This window comes from candidate division WOR-3 bacterium, assembly GCA_011052815.1.
Taxonomy (GTDB): domain Bacteria; phylum Hydrothermota; class Tepidihabitantia; order SM23-42; family SM23-42; genus DRIG01.
The window spans coordinates 1-16527 of sequence record DRIG01000083.1 but is presented as its reverse complement, the minus strand read 5'-3'; the positions used below and the strand labels follow the sequence as shown (position 1 = coordinate 16527).

Below are 16527 nucleotides of genomic sequence, written 5' to 3'. Positions count from 1 at the left end.
CTCAGCCGACGACAAGACTGAATACAATGCCGGCGGCAAGCAAAAAAATCGGTTCAATCTTTTTAAAGAACAGAACAAAGAGGGCGATGACGCCGAAGACAGCATAAGGAATATCCAGCCAGTTCAGGGTGATGAAAAAAATTCCTGTGGACAGCAGAATTCCGACAACCGCGGCTTTTATTCCACTGAAAAAAGAGATCACATATTTGTTGTGAGAAATTTTTTTGTAAATTTTGACCAGAATCAGGAGCATCAAAAAAGAGGGAAGAAATATACTTATTGTAGCGATGACAGCTCCGAGAATACCCATGACTTTGAATCCGACGAACGTCGCGGTAATGGCGATGGGCCCGGGTGTCATCTGACCGAGGGCGACGCCGTCAAGGAACTCCCTGGGAGTGAGCCACGGTCTGATATTACAAACTTCGTTTTTGATAAAAGGGATTGCTCCGTATCCACCGCCGAAGATTATCGCACCGATCTTTAAAAACACGCCGGATAATTCCAGGGCTTTTTTCCCATCAAAGACCATCAGAGGAACGGCGAGGAGGAAAAGGCGGCCTGACCGGATGTGGTCGAGAAGTAATTTTAATATTCCGCATACCAGGACACTCAGGATCGGGTCGAACTTGAGGAAAAACAGGGCGAGGGCGAAGATGAAGACGATAAAACCCTTGATGTCTTTAATCAAAACTCTACCCATATCATAGGACGCCCAGAGTATTATGGACGTCATTACCGCACCGATTCCTTTAAAGATTTGATTCACCCCGGGCAGAGATTGATAGGTGAGATAGAACCACGTGAGTACCGACATCAGGATAAAAGAAGGTAAGATTAATGTTAGGGCTGCAACAGCAGCTCCTTTCACGCCGAAGAGATGGTATCCGATGTATTCACAATAATTTGTGACAAAAGGACCGGGAAGCATTTGTCCCATCGCCACCGCAGTGCCGAGGTCGTGGTCGGATATGAATTGTTTTTTCTTTACACATTCCGCCCGAAGAAGCGCGAGCATTCCGACACCGCCGCCGAACCCGAACAACCCCACCTTGAAAAGAGATTTTGTCAATTCCTTCAGACTTTTCATCTCAGGGATTGAGGCTGCCGCTTCTATATCCTTCCAGATCAAGGGTGACGTATTTGTACCCCAGTTTTTTGAAATATCTGGTGATTTTATCGTGGTGGGCAAGAATTTTTTTGAAATCTGATTTATGCATCTCGATACGGGCTATCGGAAAATGGTCGCGCACCCTTATCTGGATGAATCCGTATTTTTTCAGGAATGACTCGGCGGATTCAATCCGCTTCAGAGCTTCCCTGCTGATTTTCGTTCCAAAAGGGATTCTTGAAGCAAGACATGCCATGGATGGTTTGTTCCAGTTGGGAAGATTGAATTTCTTAGCCAGGCTGCGGATTTCTTCTTTTTTCAATTCCACTTCTATCAGGGGTGATTTTATATTCAATCTCTTCGTTGCTTTCAAACCGGGACGGAAGTCTTTTAAATCGGATCGATTGCTCGCTTCAATCACGTCATAACCATATCTGGAGGCTATTTTTTTGAGCTGTTTGAAGAGTTCGAGTTTACAATGATAACATCTGTGCACGGAGTTGTTTATGAATTTCTTGTTTTTCAGTTCTGCGGTTCGGATGGAAAGATGTTTGCATTTCAACATCTTTGCAATCTTTTTCGCCTGGGCAAACTCTGCTGAGGGATAGGTTTCTGAACGCGCGGTCACCGCGATTACACTTTCACCCAGCACTTCTTTCGCGACCTTCAGAAGAAGGCTGGAGTCAACCCCGCCTGAAAATGCAACCACCACTCCACGGTGTTCTTTCAGCTTCTTTTTAAGACGCTGCAGTTTGTTATAAAGCAACCTATTCAATCTATGACGCTTCAGGGCTTGCGGCTGAAGATATGAAACTCGCCGATTTTCGCTATTTCAAATACGGCAGGAACTCTTTACTGACCGGCGGCTTCTTCTCCCAACGAACAACTTCTTTTTTATCATCAAAGATAATAACCGTTGGAATTTCACTTACCTCATTAAACGCCCCTTCTGCCAGACCTTCAACAGTTTCCATGTCAAAATATTTTATTTCGGCGTTAAAGTTTTTTTTCTTTTTGAAATATTTAATCTTTTTGTGTGCATCCTTGCAGACCGGACAGGTGGGTTTGCCGAAAATATGAACCTCTTTCATTATACCTCCTTCTTGAAAGATTCGAGGCTTCTCGCTTTATATAGTGTTCTGATAAATTTTAACACACTATTATAACCAGAGGATGGGAAATGTCAAGAGTCGCCTGTTGGTCTTGGAAGAGACCGCCGTTGGTTTAAAGATGATTCGAAAAAAGAGACCTCCCTGGATCGATGAAAGCAAAAGCGACTTTCAGGAACCAGGGAGGTTTTGTTAAATCAGCCGATTATATTGTTAGTTATCGAAACATTCAATATGTCTATTTACCCAGGACATAAACATAACCGTTCGCTTCCACTACATAGGCGCGTGAACCGTCGGCATTGAAAACAAGCTCGGTGAATGAACCGGCGTCAGGGAATTCAAGTTTTTCCACCAATCGGGGATTGGTCGGGTCAGAGACATCAACAATGTCAATGTAGTTCGAACCACCGTCACAGATGAACAGATAATTTTCATCCGGGGTCAGTTTCAGTCCTTCGCTGAAGATGTCCGGATCAAATTTAGCTACAACCGTGAAGCTGTTGAGGTCCACGACATAGATGCTGTCGCCGGTGACGAATGCATATTGGTCATCTTTGGTGATGACGAGGCGGTGGGCTCCATAACTGACCCCGAGCTGTTGGGTCACCGTAAGCGTCGCAGGGTCGAGTTCGTAAAGAGAATCCTCCTCGCCGACCGCATAGAGTTTGGTCTCACTATGATTGAGGTCAACATCAAAGATCCAGGACATATGGATGCTGTCCACCGGATTACCGGAGTTGAGATCAATCTTAGTGATGTAACCGTCGTCGACATTAGCCATATGTGCGGCATAGACATAATTATTAGCCTGGGTCAGGGCGATACCCGGACCATCCGGTCCATACGGAACCGCTGGTGAACCGTAGGGATAGCCAATCATTCTGACCTGGCTGTAACTTGAGGTCGAGAGCTCGATCAGACCGGAACTGTCCATATCCCACTCACCACAGTAATAGGCGTAAAGACCGTCATTACTAAATCTCAACTCACCGTCATCACAGACATTGGTGACCGGAATCTGATGGGTTACCTGATTGGTCGCCGTGGAGATGACATAGACAAAAGTATCGGTCTGACCCCAGTGATTCACCCAGATTTCAGAGCCGTCCGGCGTGATATCGATCGAGTATGGCTCTGACAAAACCTGAATTCTGGTGATCAAGTTTCTTGGATATGAAGAACCGGTTACCTTAAAAGAATCAGGGTCGGAAAAATCTGAAGTATCCTCGTTTTCGTCGATTGCCGCAACCCGCCAGTAGTACATAAGGGTATCAAGTGCTGCTGCGGTATAGCTGGTGTCATTGGCATCAGCGCTTACAACGGGTGACGAGAAATCGGTATTTGTGGCAATCTCAACACAGTAACTTTCAGCATTTTCAACCGAGGACCAGATTAAGGTCACCGGCAGATCAACCTCTTCACCACCAGTGGGGCTCAGAAGTTGTGGGATGCCTATTCCGCCGCCGCAAAAAACAACGAGCAGGACAGAAAGTAGGGCGACGTACAGTTTTGATAATTTTTTCATCAAGCCTCCTTTTTTAGTTTTATAGCAGCAAACAAATATTACAAATTATATTTACCTGCAGCAAAAATTCAAGGATTTTTGCCACTTTTCAGTAAAATCAATGCGCCTGCCGGGTGACGGATGGGTGTAACTATACCACTCAATGATCGGATTGGGATAGGCGATAACAAGCTGCTGATTGCAGAACTTCGCCATGAGATTGATAAAGCTTTCAGGATCCTCGGTCAATAGAAGCGCCCCTTTATCAGCCCGACGTTCATAATAGCGGGAGATCGATGACCCCAATGGTTTTATGATTAATGAAATCATACTGAATATTATTACAAAGAGCGGAAAACCGGCAGGGTCAGAGACCGTCTTAAATCCGCAGAGCATATAAAAATAAGGAGAGATAATGAAAAAGACATAGAATGTCCCCATCGTTATGAGCGACTGCCAGAATATCAGCCACCATATATGATGTTCGCGGTAATGGGTGATTTCATGGGCAAGGGCGCAAAGTATTTCCCGGTTCGTGAAATTTTTCATCAAGGTGTCGCCGAGGAGAATCCGTTTTGTATTTCCCAGACCGACGACCGCGGCATTCGCCTTTGTTGATTTGCTGCTTAAATCGATGCTGGAGATTTCCTTTATGTGAATCCCCGCCTTTTTGCAGAGTTCTTTGATCTTTCCTTCAAGTTCCTCGTCGTCAAGCGGAGATGTTTTATAAAAGAGAGGGAGTATGACGACCGGGAAGATATTGGCGAGTATGACGGTGAAAAGAATCATCACCAGCGAAAGCCAGAACCACCAGAAACGAGGTGACGTATGTATGATAAAATATATTGTTTCAAAGATCACTGCGCCGAGGATAAAAGTTATCAAAAAACTTTTCAACCAATCACTGCACCATGCTTTGAAATTCTGTGTGGAGAAGTGATATTTATGTTCAATTTTATAATCGCTGAGATATGCAAGAGGAAGCGTTAATAGACTGTAGACGGTATAGATGACCGCAAAGTACCCCAACAAATAAAAAAATCTGACAGGGAATAAAGCACGCAATAGATGAACCAATTTTTCAGAAAGCTGAAAGTAGAGCAGAATGAATAAAAAAAGCGCTCCCACGGCATAAGAGAGAATATTGATCAATCTCCGATCTCTCTTGTATCGCCGGGCAAGTTTCTGTTTTTCCTGATCGATCAATGGATGCATGCTATTTTTTTGCATTGCTTATTTTATTCTGTTTTATTTTGATGTCAACCGGTGTTACTTCAGTTTCAACTTGACATTTCTTATTATGTCTCTATAATTTTTTCATGACAAAAGGAGGAACGATGAAAAAGATTTATTTGTTTGTTATTCTGTTTTTTATGGTTACACTGTTAAACGCTAAAGTCTGGTATGTTCATCCGGATTCAACAATCGCCTATATTCAGGAAGGTCTGGATTCCTGCGCTACCGGCGATACAGTGCTCGTGGGACCCGGTGAATACTATGAAAATCTGTATTGGCCCAATACCCAGGGGATTTTATTGGTAAGTGAGCTGGGCGCCGACACCACGATTATCGACGGCGCTCAGATGGATAGAGTGATCACCCTGGATACCGGAGTGGATTCAAGCAGTCGGATCAGTGGATTTACGATTCAGTACGGCTATGGAACCACTGGCGCTGGTGTTTATTGTGATAATTCTTCCCCGATCATTGAATACTGCAGGATTATAAACAACGAAGCAAACGGCGGTTACGGCGGCGGTGGAATCGGCTGTGTGAATCACTCTTCACCGGTTATAAGATACTGTCATATTACTAATAATCAGAGTGATGCCACCGGTGGTGGGGTCTTGTGTTATGATTATTCTTCACCCTTATTGCACGCCGATTACATCGGCAATAACACAGGTGACCCGGGAGCAGGTATCTCCATTGCTTACGGCTGTTTTCCTTTGATCGACAGCTGCACTTTAATAAATAATATCGGCGACGGAATCTATTGCGGCGGCGGTGATGCGGCGGTCAACTATTGTAATATCCAGGATAATACAGGTTATGGTCTACGCAACGGAGATCCTAATTTTACGATCGATGCCGAAAACAACTGGTGGGGTGATCCGAACGGACCAGGTGGTGTGGGACCCGGTTCAGGCGATGAAGTAAGTCAGTGGGTCGATTACTCACCGTGGTTGAACGAACCTGTCGGAGGAGTGACTGAAAAAGAGGTGGTCTTTCCTTCAGATATTGATAAAGGTGCCACTATTATCAGTGGTCCTCTTTTTCTCCCTTTGGATCAACACTACACGATATATGACATTACAGGAAGAAGAGTCTCGGCACACAACCTGGAGCCTGGTGTCTATTTTCTTGAAGCCAAAGATTGCAGGGTCAGAAAGATTGTTAAGATCAGATAAATATGCGGATATTACGTGGTTTTCTTCAGTAACTCTTCAGTCTCTTTGAGCCAGACGGGAGTGTTCAACTCACGGTATATCTCTTTCGCCTTTTTAAGATATTCGCGCGCCTGAGTCGGTTTTTCGTCGGCGATGAGGACCTCACCGAGTGCGAACATACTGTGAGCGATCTGCTCTTTGCTGTTTGTCTCTTTTGCGATGGCGATGGCGCGTTTGATATGTTTTATTCCTTCTGTCATCTCATTTCCGATCAGGGCAAGGGCCCTGCCGTACTCCCGTAAGCCCCGTATTTCAGTATTGATTAATTTTGTCTCTGCTGCGTACTTGAATCCTTTCTGTGCATAGTCAAGTGCTTTTTTATCCTTCTTTTTGATGTAAAGAGATGAGAGTGAGAGAAAAATTTCTGCCTGAAGGTTCTTTTCTCCTGCTTGTTCAATGGTGACTTCTGCTTCTTTGAGTAATTCTTCGGCTCTGTCCAGATCATTGATGTCCATATAATGGTCGGCGAGTCGATATTGGCTGTCACCGAGAAGCGCTTTATCCTGGGTCGTCTCAGCGAGTTCTATGGCTTTTTTATAGTATGCATACGCCTCTTTGTTTTTACCGAGGACACTGAGCAAACCGGCTTTATGATGGTAAACCGTCACCTTACACCTGAGATCGTTGATCGCCTCGAACAGTTTCTCTGCTCTTTCATAGTACTCCATAACCCGATCAAATTGACCGAGATATTTGTGGGTCAGACCGATGTTCATCAATCCTATCCCTTCGCCTTTTTTATCACCGAGTTGCTGTCGAATCTCGACGTTCTTTTCGGTGATTTCTATCGAAGCCTTGAAGTTGCCGCGGTATGCATAATAAGCGCCGAGATTGTTATAGCACATTGCAAGGACCCGTCTGTTTCCGATCCGTTCAGCAATCTCGATCGATTTTTTGACGAATTCAATCGCTGTATCGATATTTCCCAGTGCCCGATAGCCGGCGGCGGTCAGGAGAAAGAGATAAGGCAGAATCTTTATTTCATTATATTCCTCATAAATACTCCGGGCTGTTTTCAAAAGGCTTAAAGCTTCTTCGTTCTTCCCGAGGCGCCACAAAATATGGCCTTTGGCACGCAACCCTTCCGCCTCAAGTTTTCTATCTTTTATCCGCCGTGCGATCGTAAGACCGTTATCCACAAGGCACATTGCTTCATCCATCTCTCCTTTTGATTCAAGGAGGACGTTTGAGAGGTCGTAATGGAGTTGAATCAGAACCGGTGAGTCCTGGTCACTGATTTCCTGTATCGCCGCTCTTCGGAGTTCGATACTTTCATCGATCTTTCCGATCTGTTCAAGCACCCTGCTGATCTTTTCTGTAATCCGTGCCTTGACGAGTTTGTCGGTCGCAGACTCCTGGGCGGCTAAAAGATGTTCATGGGCCTGTTTAAGCCGGCCGATGAGGATTTCGATTTCACTGATTTTTTCCAGAAGAGTGATCTTTTGTGCGGTCTCTTCGGTGATTGAGAGCGCCTTATTGTAGTAATCAAGGGCCTCTTCATTGGCATAGAGCTCAGCCGCTTCGTCGCCCGCCTTGATGGAATAATAGAGTGCTTTTTCTGTATTTTTGCAGTTGTAATAGTGATGCGCCAGTGAGGAAGCATAGCCTTCAATTTTGTCCTTGAATTTTTCCTCAATCGTCTCTGCAATAACCTTATGATAGATGGTCCTTTCACTCTTCAGCAGACTGTTATAGGCGACTTCCTGGAAGAGTGCATGTCTGAATGTGTAAAATGTTTTCTGCTCTTTATTTATCTTTATCAAAAATTCCGCCTTTTCGAGTTCATCGATATGCTGATAGATTTCTTTGTCTTTCACCACCTCTTCCAGGAGATCACGGGGAAAAGAGCGGCCGATTATGGCGGCGATCCTCAGAAGATATTTTGCTTCTTTGTTAAGGCTGTCGATTCTTGATGTTACGGCGGCGTCGATTGAACCGGGGATCTGGAGCATCTGTTCGGAGAATTTTTCTCCTTTGGTGAGAATCTTTGATTCAATAATCCGTCGCACGATCTCTTCAATGAAGAACGGGTTACCGCCGCTCTTTACGATGACGTACTTTCTGAGTGCATCAGATATTTCTCCACCGATGAGGTTGTCTATGAGGCGGGAACTGTCATCAGGAGACAGATTTGAAAGTTCCACATCCACCACATAATCACAGTATTCGTCTTTTATTGTTTGAAGCAGTTTTTCAATGACTGAAATCGGTCCAACACGGTAACTCAGGAAAAAGGAAACCTTTTTGCTCTTCACCATAGGAAGTAAGAAATTTATCAGCTCGACGGATATCGAGTCAAGCCACTGAATGTCGTCGATGATGAACACCACGGGTTTTTCTTCACTTATTTTTTCCAGAACCGTTGTCATCGCCAGAAAGATCTGTAGTTGGAGGGAATGGCTGTCCAGATAGAGAATTTTCTCTTTTTCCTGCTCGTTTAGCGGTATATTCATCATCTTATAGAGATAAGGAAGCGTCTCCGAAGCTTCATCCTTGAGTAAATCAGAAAGCTGCTTTTTTATCGAAGCTTCAGTTATCTGAATCGGCGATGTCTCCTGGCTGTTTAGATAGTGTACCAGGCTGTCGGCAAAAGATTTCAGAGGGATTGAACTTTCATAGGATACCCCCCGGCTGTCAAGCAAGGCGATATCTGGGGCGGTTATCGTCAGGAATTTTTTAAATTCATATAAAAGGCGTGATTTGCCGACGCCGATCTCTCCCTTTATCACATATATTGAAGATTTACCTTTCAGTAGGTCGGCGTATCCTTTTTTCAATGCTTCAAGTTCTTTATCCCGACCGATTAAATCAGAATGGATTGCGCCGTGTCCGTATTCAGAGCCCCATTTTCTGCCGATGACCTCATAAGGCTGGACCTTATCCGCTTTACCTTTGAGCTGGACCGGTTCCATTGCCATAAAGTCGAATGCATGCCGGGAGCGGTTATAGGTTTCCGGACCCGTGAGAATACTGCCGGAAGGAGCGATATCCTTTAAGCGCTGGGCCACGTTGACGGTGTCGCCCATAACCGTATACTCCATCTGCAGGTCTGAACCGATCTTTCCTGCAATGACCTCGCCGGTGTTTATTCCTGAATGGATTGTGAGTTTCTTTAAAGAAGGATCCAGATTCTTGTTGATTTCATCCAGGGCGCTCTGCATATCCAAACACGCGAGAATCGCACGTTCAGGGTCGTCTTCGTGGGTGATGGGTGCGCCGAATATCGCCATAATACAGTCGCCGATGAATTTATCGATGATCCCTTCGTATCGATAGACCATGGCACCGAGTTTACGAAAACATTCGTTCATCAACAGCGTCAATTCTTCCGGGTCTAACTTTTCAGACATCGAGGTGAAACCCGAGATGTCCGCAAAGACGACCGTTACGTCCTTGCGTTCTTTTTCAATGGTGTCTTTTGTAAGGATTATTTTTTTGACGAGCGATTCCGGGATATCCTTCCTGACCAGATCGATGCGTTCCGTTTCAGAACTTTTTCGGAGTCGGGCGCCGCATTCTCCGCAGAATTTATTCTTTGGTGGATTGTCCGCACCGCACCCTGGACATTTCATAAAGAATGATATTCAAAATCAGACTAAAATCAAGGGGAATGAAAAGGTGGGAATATCAGCGGGGTTTTATCTGTCTCTTCGAAGATTTATCTTTGCTTTTATGCCGTTGATATCAACGGTCTTGTTTATTTCACCGGTTTTTGTACCTTCGGTGACTTCGGTGGCGAGGGTTTCATTCTTGAGATAATCAAGGTTTTCTACAATCGCTTCTTTAAGTCGGGGTTCGGTTTGATAGAATATCTTGATACGGTCAACGAGATTGAAATCCGCTTCTTTACGCAGCAACTGGATTTTATGGATTAATTCCCTGACCATACCTTCATTCTCCAGTTCTTTTGTCAGAACCGTCTTTAAACCGACGCCGTATTCCCCCTCAATCATGACACTGACTTCAGGAGCTTCTTTTTTCCGGATTTGAACGTCTTCTTTGGTGATTTCAATCGTTCTGCCGTCAAAGTCCTGTTTTAACGAACCGGATTTTATCAACTCTTCCACCTTCTCGTTCGACAATGATTTAATCCAGTCTCCCACTCTATTCGCCAGTTTACCGAACTTCGGACCGAGTTTTTCAAAGACCGGCGTCGCCGTAAATATGTATACGGTATCGAGGGCGTCAGGCCCCACCGCCTTTATCGATTTGATATTCAATTCATCCAGTATGGTTTTTCGATCGGCTTCAGACAACTGCGGATTTGTTTCCGGCACCATAATAAACATTTCCGCGAGCGGTTGTCGGATTTTTATATTGACTTTATTGCGTGCAGCACGCCCCAGAGATACGATCGTTCTGGTCAGGGATATTTCGTTTTCCAACTTTTCATCGATTTTTTCGTTTTCCACCTCGGGAAAGTCACAGAGATGAATGCTCGGTGGTGCGTCTTTGTCCACGTTCCTTACCAGATTCTGATACATCTCTTCGGTCCAGAATGGCATAATGGGTGAGATTATTTTAAGAAGTTTGACCAGACATTCATAAAGAACCAGATAAGCGGTTTCTTTATCTGCATCATTTTCCGATTTCCAGAATCTTCTTCGACTCCGTCGGACGTACCAGTTTGAAAGGTCGTCGAAGAATTTCTCGGCGAGTTTTACAATGGTCATAAGCTCGTAATTTTCATATAACTTGTCGACATCCAGAATAAGCGAGTTGAGACGTGAGAGAATCCAGCGGTCGAGCTTTGTTAATGCCTTTTCATTGATCTTTTTATTAAGAGGATTGAAATTATCGATGTTCGCATAGGTGACGAAGAAGGAGTATACATTCCACAACGTCAATAGAGTTCTTTTAATCTCTTTCGCCGGCCCGTAGCCGAAATTCAGATTCTGAACAGGGTTATGTTTGGCGAACATCCACCGCATTACATCGGCACCGACCTTTTCCGCGGCTTCATCAGACCAGATTGCATTGCCTTTGCTTTTGTGCATCTCTTCGCCGTGTTCGTCACGCAGGGAGGCATAGCCGAGAAGTACTTTAAAGGGCGGTTTGTTTTCCAGTACCGTGCTCATCGTCAATATCGCATAGAACCAGTTTCTGAACTGTCCGGGAAAGCATTCAGTGATGAAGTCCGCAGGAAACCATTCCTTCCAGTAGTCTTTGTTGAAAGGATAGCCGTTTGAGAGATTGTGCATATCATCAGGTGGACGGATTGTCGAATAAGGGACGATTCCTGCATCAAGCCAGGGGTTTCCCACATCAGGGATGCGTGACACCAGTGCTCCGCATTTGTCGCATTTTATCTTTATCTTGTCGATCCAGGGGCGATGCGGTGAATGGCCTTCAAATTCCCGCCATCCTTCGACTGCTTTCTCTTTTAATTCATCCCGGGAACCGATGATCATAAAATTACCGCACTTGCATTTCCATATCGGCAGGGCAAGGCCCCAGTATCTCTTTTTGGATATACACCAGTCACTCATGTTCTTAAGCCAATCGAGCTCACGGGCGAGACCGAAGGAAGGGATCCAACGTTCGACTTTTTTCGTCACTTCGGAAATCTCATAGCGAAGGGTATCCATGGAGATGAACCATTCGTCGACCAGCCTGAAGATCAGCTCACTGCCGCATCGCCAGCATACAGGATAACGGTGTGTATAGTCTGCAGCGTCATACAATATCCCACGTTTTTTCAGATCTTCGATGATGGGTGGGGCGACGTCTTTTACATCCTTGCCAGAGAGCCAGTCAAAACCGTCGATGTATATCCCCAACTCGTCCAATGGTGCGATCGTTTTCAGACCGAATTCCTTTCCCAGGGCAAAATCTTCTTTACCGCAGCCCGGCGCAATATGCACCAGACCGGTTCCCTCAGATTCACTGATTTCTTCCCAGGGGATTACTTTATGGACGACATTCTTCTGAACCGGTAAATAATCAAAAGGTCCTTCATAGGTGAGTCCCAGGAGTTTTTTGCCGGGGAACTCTTCGATTATTTCATACTTTCCTTTCAATACCTTGAGTAGTGATTTCGCCAGGTAATAAAATACTCCGTTGTTTTTTACTTTGACATAGGGCAGGTCAGGATGGACAGCTACGCCGGTGTTTGAAGTCAATGTCCAGGGAGTCGTAGTCCAGACCAGAAGATATTCATTCTTTTTATCAAGCAGTTTAAAACGGACGATCACTGCTTTATGGGTGAGTTCTTGATAACCCTCTGTGGCGATCTCCATATCACTGATTGCCGTACCGCAGCGTGCACACCAGGGCATAACGTCCACCCCTTCATAGATGAAACCGCGCTCATGGCATCTTTTCAAAAAATGCCATATCGTGTAGTTGTTGACCTCGCTCATAGTATAATACGAATGGCTCTTCTTGAGCCAGTCCTTGTCGTCCATCGAGGTCTTCCATTCACCCCAATCCATCCACATTCCGATACGGATGGATGATTCTGTCTGGACCATCGAGTACTTGTGGACACGCTCTTTACACTTTTGAACAAATTTGTCAATGCCGTATTTTTCAATATCTTTTTTGGAGCGGAACCCGAGTTCGCGTTCAACCTCGACTTCGACCCAGAGCCCCTGGCAGTCGAATCCGTTTTGATAGCGTTGTTCAAAGCCTTTCATCGTTTTATACCGTTGAAAGACATCTTTGTAAGTTCTGCCCCAGGCATGGTGCACACCCATCGGGTTGTTTGCGGTTATCGGGCCGTCCTGAAACGACCACTTTTTTCTGCCTTTGTTCTTGTTTTTAACTAAATATTTATCGACGATCTTATTCCTTTCCCAGAAAGAAAGGATTTTGTGTTCCAGTTCAGGAAAATTAAGTTCTTTAGCCACTTCTTTGAAAAACATGACAGTATTATACTGCTATTTTTTTTAATGTCAAGAAAATGAAGTGGATGTAGGGGTTGTTGAGAAGTCAGTATTGCGCGTTATACAGTTTATAACAGGTGTGGACTTTTTTGAACCAGGCGCGAACCGAAGCCGGTTTTATTATACCGCCGAAAAGAAGTATTTTATCTTCCCGATATCTGGCGAAGACCTTGAGTCCCAAACTGCAGCTCGCGTAAAAGGTTTTGTCTTGCCCTATAGAATCGATCGACAATTTCAGCCCGCTGATAATGACCTTTATCGAATCGAAAGAACTGAAGAGCCGGTCGATTTTATTGACGATCTCCTCGTATGTGAGTCCGTTTTCATCGTTATATGATTGATCGATATACTTGAGGGCGGTGTCGTATCTTTCTTGTTCAACCGCTCCTTTCAATTCCATGATGTCTTTTTTGAAACGGCGTTTTTCAGAAGAAAGCAGCGTTCTGATAATGATGATCAAGAGCAGTAAACCGATGAGCGCCGTGATGATACGTTTTACCATGCTGAAACAATCAACAAAATGCCGAGTCCGAAGAAAAGAAGGGCGGTCAGGAATTTTATCAGCGGGATGTTTTTTTTCAGTGTTTGGGCGATTCGTCGGTTTGAAAAAAGGGTCGCGAAGAGAGCAATGACAACGAGGGGAAGAATAAACATCAGATTATAGAGAATGAGCGCCATTACAGGTCGTGCCACTGCGCCTGCTTTGGTTATCATAAAGGTTATCGTCGGCAGATAGACCTGGCCCGTACAGCCGAATTCCAGCAGAGAGATGAAGAGTCCGGTGATGAGTGAACCGATTATAATCCCGCTGGTTGCGGTTCGGGCTTTGATGTCTTTGTGGATGCGCTGTTTGATGCCGAGCGGCAGCTGGAGAATCATTTTATGTAATGCTCCGCGTTTCGCCATTACGTAATCACGAAAACTTAAAACACCGAGTATCAGGGCGATGATTCCGAACCCCAGGAAGATTATCCGTCCGATAAATTCGATCTTCGTAACGTATTTCAGAATATTGAAGGCGCCGAAGCCGATTGCCAAATAACTTATGAATACTCCCAAGATAAAGAACACCGCCATCAGAATCACGTCACGACGGCGCCTGCCGATAAAGAGAAGATAGCTGACGAAAAAGATCATGGTCGCGAAGGCACAGGGATTGACCCCATCGAGGAGGCCGGCGACAAGAATACCGATGATGGAGAAGTGAGAAAATCGTTCGAGGATACTTTTCTCGGCGTCGGAAAAGATCAGCGAATCCATTTCAGGACCGCCCCTTTTGTAGCGGGTGATCAGGGAATCAAGCTTTTTCATGGTGATTTCTTCTTTTATTAAATAATCATCGCCGATGACCACACTGGGAACTATGAGCCTCTTTTCATCGGGGATCCTGTTTCTCCTTGCCAGCGCCTCAAGGAGGATTTTGCTCGGTGGGTCGAAAAGGTTGTATTCGTAAATAATAAGGTTTTGGTGATATTTTTTCAGGGCGTTCAGCAGACTTGCAGTACGATTGCATTCCCTGCACCGTGGTTGGTAGAAATAGTAGAGATGGATTTCCGCGGAATCCGACCTCAGAGGAGGGATCGTTGTATCCTGTGAATATTCTGAGGTGTCGGGAAGCGAAGAGCTGCTGCTCGCCGTTAATATCTTTAAGGTGCTTTCTAAAGCGCCGCGCACCCGACCCGGTCCGTAAAAGACCGAGTCACCGATGAAGATGATGGGTAAATCCTCGCCGATTTCACTGACCTTCTCTTCCATCTTTTCGAGCAATTTATAATTTTCAGGATAGTTGATATCGTATTTTTTCAATATAAAACGGTATTTCCTCTGCAGTTTCGGAATGTCATCGAGCAATAAATCCATACAGTGTCCGCAGTCCGGTGAATAGAAGAAATATAGAGTGATATTTTGTGAATGAGTGAACAAAAATGCAGTTAAAAGAAATGTTATCATTTCAGAAATGGGTCGTGCAGGATTCGAACCTGCGGCCACCGGATTAAAAATCCGATGCTCTGCCGACTGAGCTAACGACCCTTAGTCTATTATATATACAAAGTCTAAGATGTCAATGATTCGTGGGGTCAAAATTGATTCAAACCGAGTTTTGAATAATATTTTTTATAAAATCTGCGATATGCACCGGACTGGGTGTTTTGCAGCCATTCGGAATTTTTCCTGTACCACTGGATCGTCTTTTTTATGCCGGTATCAAAGTTTGTTTGAGGACGCCAGCCGAGTTCTTTTTTTATCTTTCTGATTGACAGGGCATATCTTCTGTCATGACCCGGTCGGTCTTTGACATAGGTGATCAGAGAATAATCTTTATGCAGCAGCTTCAAGATTTTTTTTATTACAGATATATTTGTTTTTTCATTACCCCCGCCGATATTATAGATTTCACCGATCCCGCCTTTATGAAAGACCAGATCAAGGGCGGCGCAGTTGTCTTCGACATAAATCCAGTCCCGGATATTCAAACCATCGCCGTATACCGGTATCTTTTTATCACCCAGAGTATTCAGGATGACAAGGGGAATCAGTTTTTCCGGAAACTGGAAAGGTCCGTAATTGTTCGACGAACGGGTGATCAACACCGGCAGGTTATAGGTGGTGTGATACGCCATAACCAGTCCGTCTGCAGCCGCCTTACTTGCGGCATAAGGACTGGAAGGATTCAGAGGGCTCTTTTCATGACAGTTTCCCCGATTTATTGAACCATAGACCTCGTCCGTTGAAATTTGCATAAACTTCTTTATGTTGTACTCAAGCGAAAGATTCAGCAGAACACCTACGCCTACGACATTCGTCTTGATAAAGACCGAGGGAGTCGTGATACTGCGGTCGACGTGTGTTTCAGCGGCGAAATTGATTACTCCGTCAGGTTTGAATTTTTTAAAAATTCTGCGCATCAACAGAGTATTGCATATATCCGCTTTTATAAAATGATAGTTTTTCTTCTTTTCAAGCCCCTTGAGGTTTTCAAGATTCCCGGCATAAGTGAGCTTGTCGACATTGATGATTTTATAGGTCGGGTGTTTTTTTATGATATACCTTATAAAATTGGAGCCGATAAAACCACAGCCACCTGTAATCAGCAGCTTCATCTTTCTATATTAAATCAACCGTCTTTACGCGTCCAATCATAAGGAATGTCGGAATTGTGAGGCGGTTTACGGTATTCATCAGGAGTCTTATAATTGTAGCATTCTGTGACGATATTGACAATCATTGCTTCTCCCTGACTGATACACTTGAATCCGTGCCAGATAAGGCTGGGGATATGGATGAGAACAGGATTGTGTTCACCGACGAAAAACTCGTTTATTACGTTTTTGGTCGGACTGTCCGCCCGGTCGTCATAGAGAACGATCTTCGCCATCCCTTTGATGACGGTCATATTGTCGTCCTGTAATTTATGATAATGCCAGGCTTTTACAACCCCGGGATAAGCAGTGGTGATGTACAC

General features: G+C 44.7%; 12 protein-coding genes and 1 tRNA gene. 1 reads left to right on the top strand and 12 read right to left on the bottom strand.

All coding sequences use genetic code 11. The features are described 5' to 3' along the window. Position 1: 1 nt before the first annotated feature. The 5 genes from chrA to ENI34_07570 form a co-directional block, all read right to left on the bottom strand. Positions 2-1090, bottom strand: a complete 1089-nt coding sequence (gene chrA, locus ENI34_07590; protein ID HEC78985.1) for a chromate efflux transporter — start codon at positions 1088-1090, stop codon at positions 2-4. 1 nt (position 1091) lies between these two features. After that, positions 1092-1886: an ATP-dependent sacrificial sulfur transferase LarE gene (gene larE, locus ENI34_07585; protein HEC78984.1), complete on the bottom strand. Its 795-nt coding sequence runs from the start codon at positions 1884-1886 to the stop codon at positions 1092-1094. Between the two features lie 52 nt (positions 1887-1938). Next, positions 1939-2202, bottom strand: a complete 264-nt coding sequence (locus ENI34_07580; protein ID HEC78983.1) for a hypothetical protein — start codon at positions 2200-2202, stop codon at positions 1939-1941. 256 nt (positions 2203-2458) lie between these two features. Continuing rightward, positions 2459-3748, bottom strand: coding sequence for a hypothetical protein (locus tag ENI34_07575; protein HEC78982.1), 1290 nt, complete (start codon positions 3746-3748; stop codon positions 2459-2461). 51 nt (positions 3749-3799) lie between these two features. Further along, positions 3800-4957 (bottom strand): M48 family peptidase, encoded by a 1158-nt coding sequence (locus ENI34_07570; protein HEC78981.1) that lies wholly within the window; start codon positions 4955-4957, stop codon positions 3800-3802. An 89-nt stretch (positions 4958-5046) separates the two neighbouring features. On the opposite strand from ENI34_07570, the gene ENI34_07565 reads away from it, so the two are divergent. Then, the gene (locus ENI34_07565; GenBank protein ID HEC78980.1) at positions 5047-6138 is read left to right on the top strand and encodes a hypothetical protein; all 1092 of its coding nucleotides are present in this window, start codon (positions 5047-5049) and stop codon (positions 6136-6138) included. Positions 6139-6149: 11 nt separating this feature from the next. Here ENI34_07565 and ENI34_07560 read toward each other — a convergent pair whose 3' ends face one another. From ENI34_07560 to ENI34_07530, 7 genes are all read right to left on the bottom strand, one after another. Continuing rightward, the gene (locus ENI34_07560) at positions 6150-9749 is read right to left on the bottom strand and encodes a tetratricopeptide repeat protein (protein HEC78979.1); all 3600 of its coding nucleotides are present in this window, start codon (positions 9747-9749) and stop codon (positions 6150-6152) included. 66 nt (positions 9750-9815) lie between these two features. After that, positions 9816-13043, bottom strand: a complete 3228-nt coding sequence (locus ENI34_07555) for an isoleucine--tRNA ligase (GenBank protein ID HEC78978.1) — start codon at positions 13041-13043, stop codon at positions 9816-9818. Between the two features lie 67 nt (positions 13044-13110). After that, positions 13111-13566, bottom strand: a complete 456-nt coding sequence (locus ENI34_07550) for a hypothetical protein (protein HEC78977.1) — start codon at positions 13564-13566, stop codon at positions 13111-13113. Further along, positions 13560-15014 (bottom strand): hypothetical protein, encoded by a 1455-nt coding sequence (locus ENI34_07545; GenBank protein ID HEC78976.1) that lies wholly within the window; start codon positions 15012-15014, stop codon positions 13560-13562. The genes ENI34_07550 and ENI34_07545 overlap by 7 nt, the downstream gene beginning before the upstream one ends. 8 nt (positions 15015-15022) lie before the next feature. Continuing rightward, positions 15023-15095: transfer RNA gene (locus tag ENI34_07540), tRNA-Lys, on the bottom strand. A gap of 47 nt (positions 15096-15142) precedes the next feature. Beyond that, positions 15143-16165, bottom strand: coding sequence for a dTDP-glucose 4,6-dehydratase (rfbB, locus tag ENI34_07535; protein HEC78975.1), 1023 nt, complete (start codon positions 16163-16165; stop codon positions 15143-15145). 14 nt (positions 16166-16179) lie between these two features. Beyond that, the coding region (locus tag ENI34_07530; GenBank protein HEC78974.1) for a dTDP-4-dehydrorhamnose 3,5-epimerase at positions 16180-16527 on the bottom strand (348 nt) is incomplete at its 5' end.